The 15,427-nt window shown below is 68.6% G+C and carries 14 protein-coding genes and 1 pseudogene; 8 read left to right on the forward strand and 7 right to left on the reverse strand.

From position 1 onward, the window contains the following. Positions 1–6: 6 nt before the first annotated feature. On the forward strand, positions 7–432 hold the full coding sequence (locus AC30CM_RS02865; RefSeq protein ID WP_490115308.1) for an MmpS family transport accessory protein: 426 nt from the start codon (positions 7–9) through the stop codon (positions 430–432). Continuing rightward, a complete protein-coding gene (locus AC30CM_RS02870; protein WP_490115309.1) occupies positions 429–3,362 on the forward strand; it encodes an MMPL/RND family transporter in 2,934 nt (977 codons plus the stop codon). Before AC30CM_RS02865 ends, AC30CM_RS02870 begins: the two co-directional genes overlap by 4 nt. 10 nt (positions 3,363–3,372) lie before the next feature. Here the strand turns inward: AC30CM_RS02870 and AC30CM_RS02875 are convergent, their stop codons facing one another. Next, positions 3,373–3,681 carry a DUF3349 domain-containing protein gene (locus AC30CM_RS02875; RefSeq protein ID WP_490115310.1) on the reverse strand — a complete coding sequence of 103 codons (309 nt, stop codon included), beginning with the start codon at positions 3,679–3,681 and terminating at the stop codon, positions 3,373–3,375. A gap of 188 nt (positions 3,682–3,869) precedes the next feature. Between AC30CM_RS02875 and phoU the strand changes: the two genes are divergently transcribed. The 3 genes from phoU to AC30CM_RS02890 all read left to right on the forward strand — a co-directional run bounded on the left by phoU (position 3,870) and on the right by AC30CM_RS02890 (position 6,222). Further along, on the forward strand, positions 3,870–4,520 hold the full coding sequence (gene phoU / locus AC30CM_RS02880) for a phosphate signaling complex protein PhoU (RefSeq protein WP_490115311.1): 651 nt from the start codon (positions 3,870–3,872) through the stop codon (positions 4,518–4,520). 58 nt (positions 4,521–4,578) lie between these two features. Continuing rightward, the gene (locus AC30CM_RS02885) at positions 4,579–5,907 is read left to right on the forward strand and encodes a ClC family H(+)/Cl(-) exchange transporter (RefSeq protein ID WP_490115312.1); all 1,329 of its coding nucleotides are present in this window, start codon (positions 4,579–4,581) and stop codon (positions 5,905–5,907) included. Positions 5,908–5,988: 81 nt separating this feature from the next. Next, the gene (locus tag AC30CM_RS02890) at positions 5,989–6,222 is read left to right on the forward strand and encodes a hypothetical protein (protein ID WP_490115313.1); all 234 of its coding nucleotides are present in this window, start codon (positions 5,989–5,991) and stop codon (positions 6,220–6,222) included. Positions 6,223–6,506: 284 nt separating this feature from the next. Here the strand turns inward: AC30CM_RS02890 and AC30CM_RS02895 are convergent, their stop codons facing one another. The 6 genes and pseudogenes from AC30CM_RS02895 to AC30CM_RS02920 form a co-directional block, all read right to left on the reverse strand. Next, a complete protein-coding gene (locus tag AC30CM_RS02895; RefSeq protein ID WP_490115314.1) occupies positions 6,507–7,445 on the reverse strand; it encodes an HNH endonuclease signature motif containing protein in 939 nt (312 codons plus the stop codon). A 67-nt stretch (positions 7,446–7,512) separates the two neighbouring features. Next, a pseudogene (locus AC30CM_RS02900) lies at positions 7,513–7,857 on the reverse strand (DUF222 domain-containing protein); the annotation flags it as partial. Positions 7,858–7,949: 92 nt separating this feature from the next. Beyond that, positions 7,950–8,912, reverse strand: a complete 963-nt coding sequence (locus AC30CM_RS02905) for an SIS domain-containing protein (protein WP_490115315.1) — start codon at positions 8,910–8,912, stop codon at positions 7,950–7,952. Then, entirely contained in the window at positions 8,909–10,126 is a 1,218-nt protein-coding gene (locus AC30CM_RS02910) for a glucosamine kinase (protein ID WP_490115316.1), read from the reverse strand. Before AC30CM_RS02910 ends, AC30CM_RS02905 begins: the two co-directional genes overlap by 4 nt. Beyond that, positions 10,104–11,420, reverse strand: a complete 1,317-nt coding sequence (locus AC30CM_RS02915) for a glycosyltransferase (RefSeq protein ID WP_490115317.1) — start codon at positions 11,418–11,420, stop codon at positions 10,104–10,106. Before AC30CM_RS02915 ends, AC30CM_RS02910 begins: the two co-directional genes overlap by 23 nt. Before the next feature lie 77 nt (positions 11,421–11,497). Continuing rightward, the gene (locus tag AC30CM_RS02920; protein ID WP_490115318.1) at positions 11,498–11,776 is read right to left on the reverse strand and encodes a hypothetical protein; all 279 of its coding nucleotides are present in this window, start codon (positions 11,774–11,776) and stop codon (positions 11,498–11,500) included. A 293-nt stretch (positions 11,777–12,069) separates the two neighbouring features. Here AC30CM_RS02920 and AC30CM_RS02925 point away from each other — a divergent pair, with 293 nt between their 5' ends. The 3 genes from AC30CM_RS02925 to AC30CM_RS02935 all read left to right on the forward strand — a co-directional run bounded on the left by AC30CM_RS02925 (position 12,070) and on the right by AC30CM_RS02935 (position 15,088). Next, the gene (locus AC30CM_RS02925; RefSeq protein WP_490115382.1) at positions 12,070–13,464 is read left to right on the forward strand and encodes an amino acid ABC transporter substrate-binding protein/permease; all 1,395 of its coding nucleotides are present in this window, start codon (positions 12,070–12,072) and stop codon (positions 13,462–13,464) included. Between the two features lie 12 nt (positions 13,465–13,476). Then, positions 13,477–14,250: an amino acid ABC transporter ATP-binding protein gene (locus AC30CM_RS02930; protein WP_490115319.1), complete on the forward strand. Its 774-nt coding sequence runs from the start codon at positions 13,477–13,479 to the stop codon at positions 14,248–14,250. Between the two features lie 64 nt (positions 14,251–14,314). Beyond that, on the forward strand, positions 14,315–15,088 hold the full coding sequence (locus AC30CM_RS02935; RefSeq protein WP_490115320.1) for a DUF3060 domain-containing protein: 774 nt from the start codon (positions 14,315–14,317) through the stop codon (positions 15,086–15,088). Positions 15,089–15,427 lie beyond the last annotated feature (339 nt).

Below are 15,427 nucleotides of genomic sequence, written 5' to 3' on the forward strand. Positions count from 1 at the left end.
GCGGTCATGGTCACCGCGATCAAGCGAGTGTGGTTGCCCGTTCTGATCGTCGTCGCGGTGGCGATCGGCGCGGTCACGGTGTCGCACCTGCGCTCGGTGTTCGGCGCCGACGGCGCCGTGGTGACCCCGGTCGGGGCGGACACCGCCGAGAAGTTCAACCCGAAGGTCGTGGTGTACGAGGTCTTCGGATCCGGTTCCAGCGCCGTCATCAACTACACCGACCTCGACGGGCTGCCGCAGCGCACCGGCGAGGTGGCGCTGCCGTGGTCACTGCGACTCGAGACCACCGATCCGTCGGTGCAACCCAACCTGTTGGTGCAGGGCGACGGTCAATCGATCGGCTGCCGCGTCCTCGTCGATGACGAGGTCAAGGACGAAAGGACGGCCCAGGGCGTGAACGCCGCAACCTACTGCTTGGTGAAGGCCGCATGAGCACGTTCGTCGACGACGCCCCGACCGACGCGATGCCGCCGGCGCGGCACGTGAAGCGCCCGGTGATCGCGAGGTTCCTGCGCACCTTCGCCGTCCCGGTGGTGCTCGTCTGGATCGCCATCATCGCCATCCTCAACGTCAGCGTCCCCCAGCTCGCCGAGGTGGGCAAGCTGCGCGCGGTCTCCATGAGCCCCAACGACGCACCGTCGCTCATCGCCACCAAGAAGGTCGGCGAGGTGTTCCAGGAATACGACACCAGCAGCAACGTGATGATCGTGCTGGAGGGCGACGAGCCGCTGGGTGCCGACGCCCACACCTACTACGACGAGTTGGTGCGCCAGCTGCGCGCCGACCCGAAACACGTTCAGCACGTGCAGGACTACTGGGGCGACACGCTGACCGCAGCGGGTGCCCAGAGCATCGACGGCAAGGCCGCCTACGTCCAGGTGTACGTGGCGGGTGATCAGGGCGAGGCGCTGGCCAACGAGTCGGTGGAGGCCGTCCGCGACATCATCGGCAAGGTGGCCGCGCCGCCCGGCGTCAAGGCCTACGTCACCGGTCCGGCGGCGACCACCACCGACCAAAACGCGGTCGGCGACGCCAGCATGGAGACGATCGAGGCGCTGACCTTCGGCGTCATCACCATCATGCTGCTGCTGGTCTACCGCTCCATCATCACCACCGTCATCACGTTGTTCATGGTGGTGCTCTCCCTCATGGGGTCGACGGGCACCATCGCGTTCCTGGGCTATCACAACGTGTTCGGCCTCACCACGTTCGCCACCAACATGGTGGTGACGCTGGCCATCGCCGCCGCCACCGATTACGCCATCTTCCTGATAGGCCGATATCAGGAGGCGCGGCGCAAGGGCTATGACCGCGAAACCGCCTACTACGACATGTTTCACGGCACGGCCCACGTCGTGCTCGCATCCGGTCTGACCATCGCCGGTGCCACCTTCTGCCTGCACTTCACCCGGTTGCCGTACTTCCAAACCATGGGCATCCCGCTGTCGATCGGCATGGCGATGGTGGTGGCGATCTCGCTGACGCTGGGTCCGGCCCTGATCTCCATCCTGACGCGCTTCGGCAAGGTGTTGGAGCCCAAGCGCATGCAGCGCGCCCGTGGTTGGCGGCGCGTCGGCGCGGCGACGGTGCGCTGGCCGGGTGCGGTGCTCGTCATGGCGATCGTGCTGTGCCTGGTGGGCCTGCTGACCCTGCCGGGCTATCACACCAGCTACAACGACCGCATATACCTGCCCAAGGACATCCCGGCCAACGTCGGGCAGGCGGCGGCCAACCGGCACTTCTCCGAGGCCAAGATGAACCCCGAACTGGTGATGGTGCAGGCCGACCACGACCTGCGCAACCCCGCGGACTTCCTGGTGATCGACAAGATCGCCAAGGCCATGGTGCGCGTCAACGGCATCGCCCAGGTGCAGACCATCACCCGTCCCGACGGCAAGCCCATCGAGCACGCGTCGCTGGCCTACACCATGAGCCAGAGCGGCACGGGCTCGCTGCTGAACAACGACTATCAGCAGACGGTGCTCGACAACACGCTCAAGCAAGCCGACGACCTGCAGACGACCATCGACTCGATGGAGAAGATGCAGAGCATCACCTTGCAGATGGCCGACGTCACCCGGCGGATGGCCGACAAGTTCAAGACCACCTCGGGTGACACCAACGAGATCCGCAATCACCTCGCCGATTTCGACGACTTCTTCCGGCCGCTGCGGGCGTACTTCTACTGGGAGCCGCACTGCTTCGACATCCCGGTGTGCTGGTCCATCCGGTCGCTGTTCGACACGCTCGACGGCATCAACACCCTGTCGGACGACTTCCAGGACCTGGTGCCCGACATCGAGGAATTGGCCACGCTGACACCGCAGTTGGCCGCATTGATGCCGGCCATGATCCAGACGATGAAGAACCAGAAGCAGATGCTGCTGAACCAGTATCAGGCGCAGAAGGCTCAGCAGGATCAGAACATGGCCCAGCAGAACAACGCGACCGCGATGGGCCAGGCGTTCGACCAGTCGCTCAACGACGACAACTTCTACCTGCCGCCGGAGGCCTTCCAGACCGCGGACTTCAAGCGCGGCATCAAGCTGTTCCTCTCGCCCGACGGACATGCGGTGCGCTTCACGGTGTTCCACCAGGGTGACCCGCTCAGCGAGGAGGGCACGTCGCACATCGACCCCCTGCGGACCGCTGCCGTCGACGCCATCAAGGGCACGCCCCTGGAGGGTTCCACGGTGTACGTCGGTGGCAGTGCCGCGACGTACAAGGACATGCAGCTCGGTGCCGACTACGACCTCCTGATCGCGGCCGTGGCATCGCTCATCCTGATCTTCCTGATCATGGTGTTGTTGACGCGCGCCATCGCGGCCGCCGCCGTCATCGTCGGCACGGTGGTGCTCAGCCTCGGTACCTCGTTCGGTCTGTCGGTGCTGGTGTGGCAGCACCTGATCGGCATCCCGCTGCACTGGATGGTGCTGCCGATGTCGGTGATCGTGCTGCTGGCCGTCGGCGCGGACTACAACCTGCTGCTGGTGTCCCGGATGAAGGAGGAGTACCACGCGGGCTTGAACACCGGCATCATCCGCTCGATGGCGGGCACCGGCTCGGTGGTCACCTCGGCGGGCCTGGTGTTCGCGTTCACCATGATCGGCATGGCGGTCAGCAACCTCATCATCATCGGCCAGGTGGGCACCACCATCGGTCTGGGTCTGCTGTTCGACACCCTGGTCGTGCGGTCGCTGATGACGCCGTCGCTGGCCGCGCTCCTCGGGCGCTGGTTCTGGTGGCCGCTGCAGGTGCGCAAGCGCCCGAAGCCGGCTCCGTGGCCGCAGCCCAGGCAGGTAGCCACGGCAGTGCCGCCGGGGACGGGAGCGGCGGTGCCGCCGGGCGCGGCCACCGAGTAGCGGCCCGCGCTCAGCTGGGACGGTCGAAGGGGTCGCTCACGGGCCAACCGCCGGCGAGCAGCCGTTCCTTGACACGCTCGGTGTCGGTCGGGGAGGGCAACTCGTCGGTCACCTGGGTGATCCGTACGCGGATGTCGGTGACGTCGACCGGCAACTCGCCGGTGGCGGCCAGCTCCTCGGCCAGCGTCACCACCTCGTCCTCGCTGAGGCGGCGGCGCAGCAAGGCGAGCAGCGGCTCCCGATCGGCTTCCGGAACGCCCTCCGGATAGCCGGCACGCAGAAAGTCGAGGACCTTCCGCAACGCGTCGGAAACCGACACTGCAGCACCCTCCCGTGTCGTGGGCCACCCATCCCCGGCAACCCCGCTCCCACCCTAGGCCGCACTCAGCGAGCGGTGAACGGGGACACAGGGCATTCCCAGGTGGCCGTCAGTCGCGGTCTGCGGTCCGTTAACCTGCGGTTCACCTGGTGTCACGTGGCTTGACGCGGACGGCCTATCGTTGATCGATGCGCACCGACTACCACGACAAGCTGGACGCCCTCAGCGGCGCCTTGGCCACGATGTGCGGAGTCGCGGGCGATGCGATGGAACGGGCGACGAAGGCACTGCTCGACACCGACCTCGCCGAGGCCGAACAGGTGATCACCGAGCACGACCGGCTCACCCGGATGCAGACCGAAGCCGAGGAAGCGGCGTTCTCGCTGCTCGCCCTGCAGGCGCCCGTCGCAGGCGAGCTGCGCACCGTCATCTCCGTCATGCAGAGCGTCGCCGACGCCGAGCGCATGGGCGGCTTGGCGCTGCACGTCGCCAAGCTGGTCCGACTGCGCCACCCCGCGGCCGTCGTTCCCGAACAGACGCAGGCCGACTTCGCCGAGATGGGCCGCATCGCCGTCGACCTGGCGCAGGCCGCGCAGGCCGTCGTGCGCTCGGCCGACCCCGAACGCGCCGCCCGCATCCGCGAGGACGACGACGCCATGGACCGCATGCACCGCCACCTGTTCACGCTGCTGCTGGACCGCAGTTGGGAACACGGCGTCGCCGCGGCCGTCGACGTCACCTTGCTCGGCCGGTTCTACGAGCGATTCGCCGACCATGCGGTCGAGATCGGGCGCCGCGTGGTGTTCCAGGCGACGGGCCAGCAGCTCACCGACGACTGAGTCGGCCCGGTCTGCCAGACTTGGCCTCCGTGTCTGCCCGAAATCGGATCGTGGTCCCGTGACCGAACCCGTCGCCGACAGTGCCGACTTCTCGTCGGTGGGGCACGCCGCAAAGGTCTGCGCGACGGCGATCGCCGCGGGTGTGGCCATCGGCTTCATCGGCGGCGCGTTCCGCTGGTGCCTGGAGAAGGCGGACCACCTGCGACTGGACTTGGTGACGTGGTCGCACACGCTGCCCGGTCCGGGATGGCTGGTACCCGTGGTGGCTGCGGCACTGGGGGCGGCCATCGCGGCACTCATCGTCAGGTGGGTGCCGTTGGCGGCCGGCAGCGGCATTCAACACGTCGAGGCGGTGTTCCGCGGTGACGCCAGCCCGCCGCTGCTGATCCTGTTGCCCGCCAAGTTCATCGGCGGCCTGTTCTCGATCGGCTCCGGGTTGGTGCTGGGCCGGGAGGGGCCCACCGTGCACATGGGCGCCGCGATCGGCGCCGAGGCCGCGCGGCAGGCGCGGCTCGACGATTCCGGCGTGCGGATGATGCAGACGGCGGTCGGGGGTGCGGGCCTGGCGGTGGCGTTCAACGCGCCGGTCGCGGGCACGCTCTTTGCGCTGGAGGAGGTCACCAAGTCTTTTCGGCTGCAGGCGGTCCTGGCGACGCTGCTGGCCGCATGCACGTCGGTGGCGTGCATGCGGGTGCTGCTGGGCAACTCCCCGGACTTCGCCGTCGCCGACATCGCCGCGCCGGACCTGGGCTGGCTGCCGGTGTTCGCCGTGTTCGGCTTGCTGACCGGCTTCCTCGGCGGTGCGTACAACCGGCTGACGCTGTGGTTCCTGGATCACGTGACCGGGTTCCGGCGGCTGTCGCCGATCACCAAGGCCACGCTGATCGGCGCGGTGATCGGAGTCGTGATGATCGTCTACCCCCTCGGGGTGGGTGGGGGCGACACGTTGACGCAGTTAATCCTCAGTGGTCACCAGTTCGTGGTGCCGGTGGTGGTCGGCTACCTGCTGGTGCGCTTGGTCGCAGGCCCGCTGTCCTACTCGGCGACGGTGCCGGGCGGCCTCTTCGCACCGCTGCTGGCGGTGGGCGCGCTGTGGGGGCTGCTGTTCGTGGGCGTGGTGGACCTCGTCTGGCCAGGCGATCTGGCGGCGCTCGCGGTGCCGATGGCGTTGGTGGGCATGGCCGCGTTCTTCGGAGCGACGGTGCGGGCGCCGGTCACCGGTGTCGTGGTGGTGCTGGAGATGACGGCGACGACGTCGGTGGTGGTGCCGATGCTGGCCGCGACGGCCGCGGCTGTCGTGGTCGCCGAGCTGACGGGGTCGCCGCCGATCTACGACAGCCTGCGGGAGCGCATGACACCGGAGTTGCAGGACCCGCCGCGGGCTTGACGCGGTGGGGGACGAACATCCATAGCGTTTCCTCAAGGCCCGCTTCGATTGTCCTCAGTCGATCGCGGCACAGTCGAAAGCATGAACACGTGGATGGATCCGTCGCATCGGCCGGCGCTGGTCCGATATGCGTTGGCCGTCACGTTTGCCGTCACCCTGCTGGCGGTGGTCACCATGGTGGGTACCGAGGCGCACTGGGTGCACGACGTGGGCACCGCCGTGGGGTTCGCGGCGGCGTTCGCCGCCATCGCCATGGCCTCGGTCGAGTGGGAGCGCGGCGTGGCCACGGCGCAGTCGGCGGGGCTGGTGGAGTGACGCCGGCCGGGTTGCCGGCTGATGCGGGGTCGGCCGTCGGTGGTGTTCGGCTGGGCGCCGTCAGCATCCATTGCCGGCAGGCCGTCACGGCGGTGCTGCTCGCGGCGGGTGGTGTTCCGGTGCCCAGGGGTCGTCGATGATCGTCCCGGTGTGGTCTGGCGCCGGCCCGGCGGTGCCCGCGTCGGCGTGACCGGCCCACGTCCCTTCCCTCGATTCACCTGTCGCGCAGGCGCTTTCCCCAACGTGCGGTGGTGGGTGCAGGCGTTCCGGTTGATGGTAGGTGTTCACCCTCGTCTGGCCACGGTCCAAGAGTTGCGGGGTAGCCATTCGACGTCGTGGCGTTCGTTCATGCGGGTGGTCCAGCCGCCGGTCGTGCCGACGAGGCGGTTGTCCGCGCCGCAGGCGAGGGCGTTGTCGTTGACGTTGGTGTTGCCGCCGTGGGCGAAGTCCTTCTTCGCGTGGTGGACTTGGCAGCCGTAGGCGGGCACGGTGCAGCCGGGTTTGGTGCAGCCGGCGTCGCGGGTGATCAGGGCGAGGCGTTGCACGACGGTGGCGGTGCGGCGGGTTTGGAAGAGGTCGAGGACCTTGCCGGTGGCGTCGTCGAACAGGGTCAGGAATCCGGTGGTGGTGGATTGGGCGGCGAGCTGCAGGATGTCGCGGCGGGTGAGCACGGTGCCGCTGCCGGTGACGCCGACTCCGGCGCGGGATTCCAGATCGGCGAGGGTGGTGTGGATCAGGATGGCGGTGGGGACGCCGTTGAGGTGGCCCAGTTCGCCCTTGGCCAGGGCCGTGCGGTGGAGGAACGCCAACGCGTCGTGACGCCGCTGGGCCAGGGTGCGGTCGTCGGCGTCGATCTGCGCTTGTGACGGTGTGCCGGAGGTGCACGGGTCGTCGTCGGCGGGGTTGCACATGCCGGGGGCGGCGAACTTCGCCAACAGGACTTCCAGGGCGGCCCAGGCCGCGGCGGTCATCACCACGTTTACCGCCACGGTGCCATCGGCGGCCTGCTTGCCGACGGTCACGCCGCGGCGACGCATCCCATCGTCGTCGGTGGGTTCCGGCCCGTCCTGATCGAGGAGGTACAGCGCACGCGCGAGGTCGGCGGCCAGCTGGTGCGGCGCCATCGACATCGCGGCCCGCGCCCAGGCGACCTCCAACTCCGACCGCTGCATCGGGTCGACGTGGCCGGGGATCTTGGCGACGGCGTCGCGGATCACGGTCACGTGGTCGGCGTTTGATCACCCCGTGCGCCACCGCGATCTCGGTGGCGGGCAACGTGGGTGGCATCGGCTGTCCGGTCAGGGAACGTCGGGGCCCGAGGTCGGCGGCGATGGCGACGCGGCGTTTGGCTTCCCTGGGGTGCAGGTTCAGCCGGGTCTGCAGTGCATCGGCGAGACTCTTGGCCCCCAACCGCGCTGGCGGGGTGTCGGCGTCCAGAGCGTTGATCAGGCGATGTTCGAGCGCGGGGATGCGGCAGCGGTGGGTTTCCAGCTCGGCCAGGAGTTCCACCCGTTCGGCGGCGTCGAGTGATTCGAGGTCACAGGCGGCCAACGCGTCGACGGCGGCGCGCAACGCTGCCACCGCCTCTGACACCGCCCCGCCCACGCTCCCCGCCCGCACGCTTCGAACATACATTCGACCTCTGACATCTTCGGGCCGTCATCCGCAGCCCCCGCGCGATGTGACTGTCGGGCGGTTGCCCCGCCCGGCCCGGCGGGACGAAATCCTCAGCCCGCCTGCCACGCCCGCGCGGCGACGAGTTCGGGCACCAACACCTCCACGAGCAACCGCACGTCGTCGCGGTCGTCGCCGGGGAACCGCACGTGGTGGCCCGCCCCCGGCACCACCCCGCCCACGCCGACGACCGTCGTCCCCCGCGCCGTCGTCCACTCCGCCGCCTGCTCCTCCCACGGCGACCCCGCGAACACCAGCATTCGGTAGTCCGTGGTCTTCGTCAGGTAGACGTCGACGTGGCTCCAATCGCCAGTCTCGCAGCCCACGGCCGCCCGCCGCGGCCCCTCCCGCAGCATCAGCGCGCCCTGCTGCGCCGAACAGAACCGATGCGCGGGCGCCGCCAGATGCGTGCCCGCCGGACCCAGCAGCATCTCGGAAACCGTTGGCAACCAGTCCGATTCGGTGGCCAACAGGTGCTCGGAGGCGTCGGCGGCGGCGGTCACCACGTCCGCGAGCCGCGCCCGGTCGTCTCCCACCAGATGCGCCTCCAGCGCCATCAGGGAGATCAACGTGTGCTGGTAACTCCGGCACGCGACCCCGCCCACCTCGGGTTGCGCATCCAGGGACACCACGGCATCGCAGTGCTGTGTGATCGCCGAATCGGCGGTGTTGGTCAGTGCGACCGTTCGCACCCCCTCGGGCAGGCGGGTCAACGCATCCAGCGTCTCCACCGATCCGCCGCTCGCCGACGTCGCCACCACCAGCGTGCCCGGTCCCCAATCCGGGATGAGCCTGCTGGACGCCAACTCCGACACCGCCACCACGCCGCGCGACCGCAACCGCGCCGCCGCCACCCCGGCGGCATACGCCGACGAACCCATGCCCAGGAACACCACCCGCTCGATCCCTGCGGGCACCACGCCCGCCCACGGATCCTGCGCACGCAGCCGCTCGGCGGTGGCGCGCAACACCTCCGGCTTGCGAACCAGGTCGGCGGCGAAGCCGTCGGCGATCACGAGCGAATCCCTTCGTCGAGCAACGCTGGTAGCGCAGCATCCGGCACGTACATCCACCGCGGCAGATGTCGTGCAGCGTAGACGATCTCGCGCAGCACCTGCTGCAGGCGCAGCGCGTGCAGCTGGCCGGGGTCGTACAGGCCGCCGTACCCTCGCTCGCCCAGCCGCGCGACGTAGGCGCCCAGGAACGCCTCACGCCCCGCCGCGTCCGCCGCGGCCAGCGCCCCCGGTTCCAGGTCGGCGTACGTGCGCGCCACGATCGCGACGTGGGCGAGTGACTGGGCCATGCCCGCGACGTCCAGGGCAGCGGGTATCGGCAGGGCTCGCCGCGAGGCGGGCAGCACCGGATTGCCGTCGAAGTCGGTGACCACGAACCGCGACCCGGCCCGCAGCACCTGACCCACGTGCAGGTCACCGTGCCCGTCCAGGACGGGGGCTGCGGGCAGGGTCCCCAGGACGTCGAGGACGTCGGCGACGTCGGCGCGCCGATCCTTGACCAGCGCGACGCTCACCGAATCCGCGAGCCCGCAGACCGTGTCGAGGACGTCGAACGCGTCGGCTCGCCACCGCCGGGCATCGTCCGCCGACGCCGGCACCGCCGTACCCGCGAGCCCCGCGTGCATGTCGGCGACCAATCGGCCGACGTGGCCGGTGGCCGTGACGAGCCCCGTGCGGTCGCCGCTGCTCGCCGCCGCGGTGATCGACTCGACGGCCCACGTCCAGCCGTCGACGGCACCGGCGACGTACTCGTCGACCGCAGCCGCCAGCGTCGGCTCCGCGTGCGGCGGATGCCAGACGACCAGACCCCATGGCGCGGGCATCCCGGTGAACCCGGCCGCACGCAGGGCCGCAATGCGCGGCGGCGCCGGATGTGGCCCCTCCTGAAGGTGCGTGGCCCACTTGACCACCGCGGCGTCACCGACGATGACGGACTCGTTGGTCTGATCCACGCCGATGGCCCGTTCCCCGCACACGGCATCACCCGTCCACGTGCGCAAGGTGAAGGCGCCGACGGCACCCTCGCCGTCCACGCCGGCGAGCACGGCCAGCAACGCCTCGGCGACACCGTCGCCCGCCACCGCACGGCGCCACCCGCCACCCGCGTGCACCTGCGGGAGCGCGGCGAGGCCGGTGGCAGTCGCCACGATGGCCAGCCGCATGCCCTCGGCGAGGTCGAGGACGTCGAGGGTCTCAGCGCTCGCGGTGGCGGACACCGACCTCCTCGATGACGTCGGCGCCGGTCCGCAAGCCGTCGCGCGCCCGGATGGCCGTCCCGACGTCGTCTAGCCGCCTCCGTAGCGCGATGTCCCCGAGCAGCCGCTCGACCGCGTCGGTCAGCTCGTGGTCGGCGAAACCGTAGGTGTCCAGCCGCACGCCGAACCCCAGTTCGTCGATGCGCTGGGCATTCTCGTACTGATCCCAGAACAGCGGCAACACGATGAGCGGCTTGCCGAAGTGCAGTGTCTCGGTGACGGTGTTGTTGCCGCCGTGCGAGATCACCAGGTCGACCTGGGGGATGACCTTGGTCTGTGGCACCATCTGCTCGCCGACCATGTTGGGAGCCAACGTGATTCGATCGGCTTGCGGGCCCTTGCTGACGATGAATCGGTGCCTGGTGGTCGCGAGTACGTCGACGAGCCGTTGCATCAGGTCGACGTCGGCCCCGCCGAGTGACCCCAGCGACAGGTAGATCAGTGCGCTGTCGGCCGGACGGTCGGCGACCGCGGCGGGCAGCACGTACTCCTCGTCGGTCTCGCGCACGCTGGAGTCCATCCGCGTCCACGTGTCGTCCAGCGGCCTCGCCTGCAGGTAATCGGCCTCGGCGGGGTAGACGTAGAGGTTGGCCGCGGCGTCGCGCGGCATGAACTCCAGATCGGGCAGCCCGGGGGCGCCCTGGGCGCGCACCCAGGCGTCGAAGTCCGCCCACAGCTCGCGGTGGGTGCGCTCGAACTCCGCGCGGTAGGCCTGCCACTGGCCGTCGTCGGCGCTCGGCAGCCCGGAGAACGGTGGTGGCACACCGGGTCCGCTGACCTCCAGCGGACTGCAGGACACGATGCGCACGAACGGCCTGCCCGACGTCACCAGCGCGGGGAACAGCACCACGTTGTCCTCGACGAGGACGTCGGGTCGATGGGTCTCGATGATCTCGCGCAACCGCGGCTCGCAGTACTTCGCCCCGTCGATCAGCGCCTGGTAGGTGGGCTTGATGAACGATTCGAGCTGCTCGACGGTCGGCTTGCGGAACTCCGGGGCCGTCTCGGCGATGAAGTCGGTCCAGAACTTGCCCGCATCGTCGTCGCCCGCGTCGGCGGCGGGTTCGGCCAGGTCGACGAGTTCCTCGACGAACCCGAACGGCGCGAGCTTGCCCGCCCACGAACTCTCGGCGGCGAACACGATGCGATGCCCGCGGTCCCGCAGGATGGCAGCCAATCCGATGCACTGGTTCGTCGGCCCGTACGCCGACTCCGGCCAGAACATGATGGTCAAGGGGGTCGGCGCGGTTGCCATGCGACGCGTGCTCCTCGGGCTCGGGGGTGCTCGGATGGACCCTACTGCCCGACCCCCCGCGCCGCCGTTCAAACCGGTCAGCGCGTGCAATCGAGGTTGACCGCGATGGTGCGGCGCTCCACCACCTCGACGAGGTGGTCGCCGAAGCGCTGCAGCCGGCGCTGCTCGCGCGCCGTGCCCACCGACCGAACCTCGCACTGGGACAGTGGTGCGCTGCCGATCCGGCTGGTCTTGACGTCGAAGCCCTGCGCCTCCAACTGCGCTATGGTCAGTTCCGCCGAACCGGCCGCGGCTGCGGTCGGTGCGAGCAACGCGGCGGTGACGACGAGGGTGACCGCTGCGACGACGTGCTTCATGGGTGACTCCTTTGCTCGGCGGTCGGTCCGCCGTGGGGACTGCCGACGATGTTGTCGCAGGCGGGGCGGTCGTACATGAAGGCTTCGTGGAGACTGCGTGGAGATCGCCGGCAGGCCACGACGTGGCCGTCGTGGGTCGAAACGACGCGGCGGGCTCGACCACCGGTCTAGCGTGAGATCCCGCACCACCGAGAGGGGAGACGCACATGCGAAGCGGTCGCACACGGCACGCCGCGATGGCAACCGCGAGACGAGCATCCTTGCGAGGGTTCGTGATCGCGGCCATCGCCGTGATGGTCGGGACTCTGGGCGGCGCGATGCTCACCGCGCCGCAGGCCCGCGCGGACGGCGAGAACTACGTCATCGCGACCGATACGACGTTCGCGCCGTTCGAGTTCCAAGATGCGAAGGGCAACTTCGTCGGCATCGACATGGACCTGATCCGGGCGATCGCCGAGGACCAGAAGTTCACCGTCGACATCAAGCCGCTGGGCTTCGACGCCGCGCTGCAGGCGGTGCAGGCCAACCAGGCCGCGGGCGTGATCGCGGGCATGTCGATCACCGATGCGCGCAAGAAGGTATTCGACTTCTCCGAGCCGTATTTCGAGTCCGGCGTGCAGATGGCCGTGCTGGCGAGCAACGACGACGTGAAGTCCTACGAGGACCTGCGCGGCAAGCGCGTCGCGGTCAAGGACGGCACGGAGGGCGCCACGTTCGCCGAGTCGATCAAGGACCGGTACGGCTTCGACATCGTGTCGTTCCCCGACTCGGCCTCGATGTTCGAAGAGGTCAAGACCGGCAACTCGGTGGCCGCGTTCGAGGACTACCCGGTGCTGCTCTACAACATCCAGCAGGGCAGCGGCTTCAAGACGGTGACGCCCAAGGAGAAGGGCTCCAGCTACGGGTTCGCGGTGAACAAGGGCCAGAACGCCGAGCTGCTGCAGAAGTTCAACGCCGGGCTAAACAACCTCAAGGCGTCGGGCAAGTACGACGAGATCGTCAACACCTACCTCGGCGAGGGGACGACCGAGGCCGACAACTCGTTCTTCGGCTTGCTCAAGAGCACCTTCCCCGTCTTGTTGGAAGGCCTGAAGATGACCGTCATCCTGACGGTCGTGTCGATCGCGATAGCGCTCGTGCTCGGCGTGATCTTCGGTCTGTTCCGCGTGTCGCGGGCCATCTGGCTGCGTGCCATCGGCACCACCTACGTCGACATCTTCCGCGGCACACCGCTTCTGGTGCAGGCGTTCTTCATCTACTTCGGCATCCCGTCGGCGCTGGGCTTCCAGATGTCGGCGCTGACGGCCGGCATCATCACGCTGTCGCTGAACGCCGGCGCCTACATGACCGAGATCGTGCGCGGCGGCATCCAATCCGTGGACAAGGGGCAGATGGAGGCGGCCCGCAGCCTCGGCATCGGCTACCTGCCGACCATGCGCAAGGTCATCCTGCCGCAGGCCGTTCGCACGATGATCCCGTCCTACGTCAACCAATTCGTCATCACGCTCAAGGACACGTCGATCCTGTCGGTCATCGGCATCGCCGAGCTGACCCAGACCGGCCGGTTGATCATCGCGCGCAACTACCAGTCCTTCACGATGTGGCTCATCATCGGCATCATCTACTTCGTGGTCATCATGGCGTTGACCAAACTCTCCGACCGACTCGAACGCCGGCTCGTCAAGTAGGAGCACAGTGACATGAACCAATTGATCACCGAGGCAGCGGCATCCGAGTCCAAGGACAAGGTCAAGATCCGCATCGAGGGCCTCAAGAAGTCGTTCGGCGACCTCGTCGTGCTCGACGGCATCGACACCACGGTCAAACACGGTGAGGTGGTGTGCGTCATCGGGCCGTCGGGCTCGGGCAAGTCGACCTTCCTGCGCTGTCTGAACAAGCTCGAGGACATCACCGCGGGCAAGGTCGTCGTCGACGACTTCGACCTCACCGACCCCAAGATCGACCTGGACGAGGTGCGCCAGCACATCGGCATGGTGTTCCAGCACTTCAACCTGTTCCCGCACATGACGGTGATCGACAACGTCACGCTCGCGCCGCTACTGACCAAGAAGATGGACAAGGCCGCGGCGGAGAAGAAGGCGATGGAACTGCTGGCCCAGGTGGGTCTCGCCGAGAAGGCCCACGTCAAGCCGGCCACACTGTCCGGCGGGCAGAAACAGCGCGTCGCGATTGCGCGGGCGCTCGCGATGAATCCGTCCATCATGCTGTTCGACGAGGCCACCAGCGCACTCGATCCGGAGATGGTGGGCGACGTCCTGCAGGTGCTGCGCGACCTCGCCGAGGGCGGCATGACCATGGTCGTCGTGACGCACGAGATGGGCTTCGCCAGGGAAGTGGCGTCACGGGTGATCTTCATGTGCGACGGCAACATCGTGGAGGACGCCAGCCCCGCGGAGCTGTTCGACAACCCCAAGCACCCCCGACTGCAGGACTTCCTGTCCAAGGTGCTCTAGCCATGGGGAACGTCGGCACGCCGAGAGCCTGCTGCGAAACACCTGTGTGTGCGACGATCAGCGGATGGATCGCGACGATGATCCCGAGGCGCGGATCAGGGCTCTCGAGAAGCCGTTGAGCGACGCCGCTCAGGCCTCCGAGCTGGGGCAGGGCGAGGCACCTAGCTACGGGTACGTGCCCGCGTCGGGGGAGGGCTGGCATCCGCCACCTCCAACCCCACCGCCCGGGTACCCTTCGTACCCGCCGACGTACCCGCCGACGTACGAGCCCCAGTACCCGCCCACCTACCCGCTTGCGATACCGCCCCCGCTCGCGACGCCGCCGTCGGGCGGTCGCGGCGCCGGGTTCGTCGTGCCGATCGTGATCGCCGTCCTGGCCTTCGCGATCGCGGGCGTGGTGTCGTTCTTCCTGTTCTCGCGCACCTCGTCCGACGGTGGCACGACCGGGCCCGGCGTCGCCGGTGGCGGGGCGACGCTCGCCGACACGCCGCAGGATCGGCCGTCGCTCGATGGCGCCAAGACGATGCCACCCGGGTCGTCGTTGCCCGGTCCGGACGTCCCGCTCCCGCCGCCGGGTACCGACATCAGCGCGGGCGGCATCGACGAACGGCAGACCATCGCCTGCAACGACAGCACGCTGAGCATCAGTGGGATCGACAACACGTACACCGTGCTGGGGCACTGCGCGTCGCTCGCGGTGTCCGGACAGGGCAACGTGGTGATCGTCGAATCGTCGGGCACCATCTCGGTGTCGGGCATCGAGAACCGCGTGACCTATCGGTCGGGAACCCCGGACGTCTCCGAGTCCGGTTTCGACAACGTGGTCGAGCCCGGCTGACTCGCGGTCACCGAGTTAGCCAGCCCGCCGCGAACGCCCCGCGGACGGTGAACACGCCGTGAATGCACGATGACGGCTGCGCGGAGGAACAGGGGCAACGGGCGTCAATGTGGGCATCGTCCGTCCCTGGCGCCCCACCCGTCCGTCGCGTCGCCGAGGGCCGAAGATTTGCTGTCGTGTCCGCATGTGATTTACTTCTCACTTTGTTCGCGAAACCTAAGAGCCGGTGCCGGGCGTGGTCTTCGACACCCTCGCCGGAGGCGTTGCCACGAAGCGAAAGCTGCTGGTGCAAAACGCAAAGTGGGTTGCCCAGCGAAGATAACGAGTGCATAACGATGA

The sequence above is a fragment of the Mycobacterium sp. DHQP2018-32-09 genome, from assembly GCF_058148405.1.

Excerpts from the sequence above, each read along its gene's own strand:
- AC30CM_RS02865 (WP_490115308.1), top strand. The coding sequence starts at position 7 with ATGGTCACCGCGATCAAGCGAGTGTGGTTGCCCGTTCTGATCGTCGTC.
- AC30CM_RS02870 (WP_490115309.1), top strand. The coding sequence starts at position 429 with ATGAGCACGTTCGTCGACGACGCCCCGACCGACGCGATGCCGCCGGCG.
- phoU (WP_490115311.1), top strand. The coding sequence starts at position 3,870 with ATGCGCACCGACTACCACGACAAGCTGGACGCCCTCAGCGGCGCCTTG.
- AC30CM_RS02890 (WP_490115313.1), top strand. The coding sequence starts at position 5,989 with ATGAACACGTGGATGGATCCGTCGCATCGGCCGGCGCTGGTCCGATAT.
- AC30CM_RS02915 (WP_490115317.1), bottom strand. The coding sequence starts at position 11,420 with ATGGCAACCGCGCCGACCCCCTTGACCATCATGTTCTGGCCGGAGTCG.
- AC30CM_RS02920 (WP_490115318.1), bottom strand. The coding sequence starts at position 11,776 with ATGAAGCACGTCGTCGCAGCGGTCACCCTCGTCGTCACCGCCGCGTTG.
- AC30CM_RS02925 (WP_490115382.1), top strand. The coding sequence starts at position 12,070 with ATGGTCGGGACTCTGGGCGGCGCGATGCTCACCGCGCCGCAGGCCCGC.
- AC30CM_RS02930 (WP_490115319.1), top strand. The coding sequence starts at position 13,477 with ATGAACCAATTGATCACCGAGGCAGCGGCATCCGAGTCCAAGGACAAG.
- AC30CM_RS02935 (WP_490115320.1), top strand. The coding sequence starts at position 14,315 with ATGGATCGCGACGATGATCCCGAGGCGCGGATCAGGGCTCTCGAGAAG.